Consider the following 5,837-nt stretch of genomic DNA (forward strand, 5'->3'; position numbering starts at 1 on the left):
GCCACTTGCGGTTTTATGTTAAGGTTCGGAAACGAGCCGGTATCCTTCGGCCCCGCGTCCACGGCGATAGGCGTCGGCCCGCTGGTATTGCTGCTCGAACACCCGGCAATCCCCAGCAGAACAATCGCCGCGCCGATGCGGGAAAACCGTGCGGCGCCAAAAAAAACAGTCTCGCCAATATTAATCGTCATATTGTTTYCYTGGCAGCCGRGKTAGAGCGAGATTGGACCCKGTCRGATGTCCCATGTTAATATGTCAAGAAAACGCYYCGGGAGGAACCCCGCGAACCATGTCCAAAACACCCGATTCGGGCAAAACGGAAGATGACGAGCCTTCGACCGTCGAGCAATATCTGGTTAAGGACCCGGAACGTTTCGCGTTGAATATGGCGCGCATGGTCGAGCAGGCCGGCAAGGCGGCGTCCGCCTGGGCCGAACCGCGCGAACGCGGCGAAGTGCGCGACCACGTCGCCGAGCCGGTCGTCGACATGGTCAAGACCTTCTCCAAGCTCAGCGAATACTGGCTTGCCGACCCGCAGCGCGCGCTGGAAGCGCAGACGCGGCTGTTCGCCGGCTATATGACCGTGTGGGCGAACGCCATCCAGCGCGTCAGTCCCAACGCCGAAGGTCAGGATGTCGCGGTCAAGCCGGAGCGCGGCGACAAGCGCTTCCAGGATCCGGAATGGGGCCGCAATGCCTTCTTCGATTTCCTCAAGCAGGCCTATCTCGTCACCTCGCGCTGGGCGTCCGAACTGGTCGATCACGCCGAAGGTCTGGACGAGCACACCCGGCACAAGGCGAGCTTCTACGTCAAGCAGGTGTCCAACGCCATCTCGCCGTCGAATTTCATCTTGACCAATCCGGAACTGTTCCGCGAAACCGTCGCGTCGAACGGCGAGAACCTGGTGCGCGGCATGAAGATGCTGGCCGAGGACATCGCCGCCGGCAAGGGCGACCTGAAAATGCGCCAGGCCGACTATTCGCCCTTCGAGATCGGCAGGAACATCGCCACCACGCCCGGCAAGGTGGTCGGCCGCAGCGATGTCGCCGAGATCATCCAGTATGATCCCTCCACCGAGACCGTGCTGAAGCGGCCGCTGCTTATCTGCCCGCCCTGGATCAACAAGTTCTACATACTCGACCTCAACCCGCAGAAATCCTTCATCCGCTGGGCGATTGAGCAAGGCCACACCGTCTTCGTCATCTCCTGGATCAATCCGGATGAACGCCACGGCGCCAAGGGTTGGGAGGCCTATATCCGCGAGGGCCTGCAATACGGCCTCGACACGATCGAGAGGGCCACCGGTGAACGCGACGTCAACGCGATCGGTTATTGCGTCGGCGGCACGCTTTTGGCGGCGGCACTGGCGCTGATGGCGCAGGAGGGCGACGACCGCATCAAGTCGGCGACCTTCTTCACCACGCAAGTCGACTTCACCTATGCCGGCGACCTGAAAGTGTTCGTCGACGAGGACCAGGTCGCGGCGGTGGAAAAGTCGATGAACGAGAAGGGCTATCTCGACGGCACCAAGATGGCGACAGCCTTCAACATGTTGCGCTCCGGCGACTTGATCTGGCCGTATGTCATCAACAACTACATGCGCGGCAAGGATCCCCTGCCCTTCGACCTGCTCTACTGGAACGCCGATTCGACCCGCATGGCTGCCGCCAACCACTCTTTCTACCTGCGCAACTGCTATCTCGATAACACGCTCTCGCAGGGCACGATGGAACTCGCCGGCCACACAGTCTCGCTGGGCGACATCACCATCCCGGTCTACAACCTCGCCTCGAAGGAAGATCACATCGCGCCGGCGCTGTCCGTCTTCCTCGGTTCGAAATATTTCGGCGGCAAGGTCGACTATGTGATGGCCGGATCCGGCCACATCGCCGGCGTCGTCAATCCGCCCGCATCCAACAAATACCAATACTGGACCGGCGGCACGCCAACAGGCGATTTCAACCAGTGGATAGCCAGCGCAACCGACCATCCGGGCTCGTGGTGGCCGCACTGGCAAAGCTGGATCGAGGCCAAGGACAACACCCGCGTGCCTGCCCGCAAACCCGGCAAGCATATGAAAACCTTGGGGGATGCTCCCGGCAGCTATGTGAAGGTGCGTGTGTAACGGATTGTAATGTGTGGTGAGTTGACGGCCCGGTAAAAGCGGGCGAAATGGTGTCGTCAACCATCAAGCAGCCGTAATTCGGCAATCACTGCAAAAATACTTTCAGGCTTGCGGATTTGACACAGGTCTCGTTTCCGGATCGGAGACAACGGTCACCTCGACGCACATCTTGGTTCTGCGTCAAGGACATACCGACCGGACATCGAGGGGGAATTTGACTTTGAAATCAGCAGGATGGAGCCTCGCAAAGGGAGAACGCCGCGCCATCGTGGCAGCGCTCTGCTCCGTGCTCCTGGCCTCCTGCACCTCGGCCGGCGACCCGACAATGTCGGTCGGCATGCCCGGCTACAATGCCTCTGCCTCGAACATCAATGCGGCCGCCACCGGCAAGCCGGTCATGACCGCCGATTCGTCGTCGCAGACGGCGACCGAGCAGACGACCGTGATGACGGCAAGCGATACGGCGCTGCCCGAAAAAGTCGCCTACGTGCCGATGGCCAAACCCCAGGCCGCCTTTCCGCTGACAACGCCAGCCGGGGCTGAGACGATAGTGGGACAAACGCCGCAGGCCTTGCAGCAGCCGGTCCAGACGGCGCAGCAGACCGACCCGGTCGCCCAGAAGATCGCCGCCGCCGATGCCACCGTGACGACGCCGAAGCCGGCCGCGGCACCGGTGATGAACAATCCGGTCTATGTGACATCAGGCGAGGCGCCGCAAGCCGAGGCGCCGAAGAAAAAAGGCTTCTTGGCCTCGATGTTTGGCGCCACGCCCGCTTCGGCAACGCCCGCGCCCCTGGTCAACACCAGGTCGGGCGAACAGCCGGCCGCGCAAGCCAAGCCGGCAGCGGCGGCAAAGCCGATCATCACGCTGGCCTCGGCCGACTCCACGGCAAAGCCGATACAATTGGCCTCGACCGGTGACGAAGCCGGCCACATCACGGGCGGCGATGCTCTGCCCGGCGTGCGCCAGACGGCGCTGTTTGAGATCAAGCGCAAATCCGGCCTCGACGACGAAAGCGACGTCGACCTCAATGAGGACGAGGGTCCAATCGGCGGCAGCTATCAGGTTGCGTCCGCCGCCGGCATGGCTCGGCTCGCGCCCAACGGGCTGCTGAAGCAGAACGAGACCGTCGACGTCGCCTGCCTGAAGCCGTCGCTGGTGCGCGTGCTGAAGACGATCGAAGGCCACTACGGCCGCAAGATGGTGGTCACCTCGGGCTATCGCGACCCGGCCCGCAACCGCCGCGCCAACGGCGCCAAGAATTCGCTGCACATGTACTGCGCCGCCGCCGACATTCAGGTGCCCGGCGTCTCCAAATGGGAGCTGGCGAGCTACATCAGGACCATGCCCGGCCGCGGCGGCGTCGGCACCTACTGCCACACCGAATCGGTCCACGTCGACGTCGGCCCCGAGCGCGACTGGAACTGGCGCTGCCGCCGGCGCAGCGGCGGTGGTGATGGTGGTGGCGACGGCTAACGGCGTGCACGCGCATGAGCCCTTTTAGCAGCCAGGAACCGTTCGCTGATATCGCTCCCGCCTGCTGAGTTTAGCCGAAGCATCCCCGACTTCGTCATCCACGGGCGTAGCAGGAGCGAAGCTCCGTCGCGAAGACCCGAGGATCCATGCCGCGCCCCTGGCCGACGCGCGCAGCGGAACAGAATTCTGCACCGCTGCGGCGTTCAAAAGTCGCGGCATGGATTCCAGGGTCTGCGCCGCGTCGCTTCGCTCCTTGCTCCGCCCTAGAATGACGAAGCGATGGATATCGCCGCTAATGATCAGCCGTGCAGCCGTGACGAAACACCCGTGTTTCCATAGCCCGCAAAAAAGTTGTCCAAGGCGTCAACTGACGGGTTGCCGGTTATGCTCAACGTGAGTATAAGCCGCTTCGTCTGAGCGCGCCCATCGTCTAGCGGTTAGGACACCGCCCTTTCACGGCGGTAACAGGGGTTCGATTCCCCTTGGGCGTACCAGACTTTTCAAGCACTTGGCTGGTTTGTTGATTGACACATCGAATATGGGGCGAATAAACGCCCGCGAACGTCCATGAACGCCAGCAAAGAAAAGCCAGCCACCGAAGCAGCGGGCCAACCATAACGCCCGCCGTTTGGCCGCGTGCCACTGCCACGCGGACGGCTCGGCAACAAAGTCGCCACCGTGGCGAATGCCCTGTTGCAGACCTTAAGCTGGGATCAAGAGTGCAATTCGATGGATGCCAACCACGTTGCTGATGTTGGTGGCTTTGTCCGACTTTCCCTTGCCGCAGCTGTAGATGCCGCCGTCCTTGACGGTATATGCTGGAATACCTTTCTTCTCTATTTTGAACTCACCGGCAATGATGTGACAGACCATGTCCATGTCCATCATAGGCTGGTCGTCTGGATCGGAAGCTCCAGGTTGATAGATCACATCGATTATCTTGATGCTCTTGTAAGCACTGATCTGCGATTCCTGCTCCCCGACCTCCACCATCCGTCGCCCATGCCCCATATCCATGCCATCTGTGGCGCTATAGGTGGGAGCTGCCGCCCCCGCCGGCGCTGCCAATACAAAAGCGGGTGTCGCGGCAGTCGCTGCGAGACCAAATTTAAGGGCTGATCTGCGATTAAGGTGTTCCATGTGCGGTCCTCCCTTTGAGCAGTAGTACGATTAATTCGCGGGGGGACTCGGCGCTTAAGTTCGAAAGCTGTCAACCGTTTCTCTCTTCGTCGGGAAGACGCTCTATGAGCCGCTGGAGKCAGAGACCGAGGCGACGGCCCTACAATTTCGCCCAAGGAAATAAGACGCCGCCAGCGCGCGTTCACCCTTGGGCGCTGTTCAGACCGTATGCGGCCCATGCGTCTCCAGGTGGCTCGCTGTGGCCTCCRGGCAGCGTTTTTGCACTCGTTCCACGTACTGTCGAAAAATTCCGATCGATCAGAGATCAATTACCGGGACAGGGTGAAAAATATATATCGGGTTATACCGCAGTGACGTGCAATAACACTGAGCTGAACGGCGCCTTGCAGGGATGGCAAAGGGAGCTTATTATCGTTTAACGGGGAACTATTTGCGGCATGGCTTGGGGAATATGCTATGCGTAGGATCTTGCGCGAATTCTGGAATGATCAGCGCGGTATCGCGATGCTGCTGGTTGCAATTATGCTGCCGGTTCTCATAGGCTTTTCTTTGCTGGCCTTCGACATGAGCCGCGCTACAGGGCTTCAACAACAGCTCCAGAAGGGTATCGACGCCATCGCTCTGGCCGCTGCCGCGGAACTGGATGGCAGATCGGATTCGATCACGCGGGCCAACCGYGCAGTGACGACCCTTATTGCCAACCAGACCCTGTATTCGGACGTGGCCGGTCATACACTCGTTCCAGCAGACGTGACCGTCACGTATTTGACCGGAATACCGGCCAGTGACGAGACGACATTGACCGCAGCAGGCGTCGATGCCAACAGCGTGAACTGGGCCAGCACCGATCCTAAAGTGGTGTCTTTCGCCGAAGTGACGATAAATGCATCCGGCGTGGCGAAGGGTGCCGGGGCATTCGCAACCATCTTCCCGGCAAGCCTCATCGGCAGCACTGACACGATGGACATCCGGCCCCAGGCGGTGGCCGGTTTCGTTCAGTCGATATGCGAAACCGTCCCGCTATTCATGTGCAACCCGTTCGAGACGACTGACCCGCTGACCAGCAAGACGATCCAGCAGTCCTTTGCCTCGGGA

The 5,837-nt window shown here is 60.7% G+C and carries 4 protein-coding genes, 1 tRNA gene and 1 pseudogene; 4 read left to right on the plus strand and 2 right to left on the minus strand.

What is annotated here, in order from left to right; translation table 11 throughout:
* A pseudogene (locus AC1DX0_RS29715) lies at positions 1 to 191 on the minus strand (hypothetical protein); the annotation flags it as partial.
* 98 nt (positions 192 to 289) lie between these two features.
* Here AC1DX0_RS29715 and phaC point away from each other — a divergent pair.
* From phaC to AC1DX0_RS29730, 3 genes are all read left to right on the plus strand, one after another.
* Positions 290 to 2,125 (plus strand): class I poly(R)-hydroxyalkanoic acid synthase, encoded by a 1,836-nt coding sequence (phaC, locus tag AC1DX0_RS29720; RefSeq protein WP_477222330.1) that lies wholly within the window; start codon positions 290 to 292, stop codon positions 2,123 to 2,125.
* Between the two features lie 214 nt (positions 2,126 to 2,339).
* Positions 2,340 to 3,602, plus strand: coding sequence for a YcbK family protein (locus tag AC1DX0_RS29725; RefSeq protein ID WP_477222329.1), 1,263 nt, complete (start codon positions 2,340 to 2,342; stop codon positions 3,600 to 3,602).
* Between the two features lie 419 nt (positions 3,603 to 4,021).
* Positions 4,022 to 4,096 (plus strand) — tRNA-Glu (locus AC1DX0_RS29730).
* 208 nt (positions 4,097 to 4,304) lie between these two features.
* Here the strand turns inward: AC1DX0_RS29730 and AC1DX0_RS29735 are convergent.
* Positions 4,305 to 4,742: a hypothetical protein gene (locus AC1DX0_RS29735; protein ID WP_477222328.1), complete on the minus strand. Its 438-nt coding sequence runs from the start codon at positions 4,740 to 4,742 to the stop codon at positions 4,305 to 4,307.
* A 468-nt stretch (positions 4,743 to 5,210) separates the two neighbouring features.
* Here AC1DX0_RS29735 and AC1DX0_RS29740 point away from each other — a divergent pair.
* Positions 5,211 to 5,837 (plus strand): TadE/TadG family type IV pilus assembly protein (locus AC1DX0_RS29740; RefSeq protein ID WP_477358002.1); only part of this gene is annotated, 627 nt, incomplete at its 3' end.

This window comes from Mesorhizobium sp. P3_A9, from assembly GCF_056402975.1.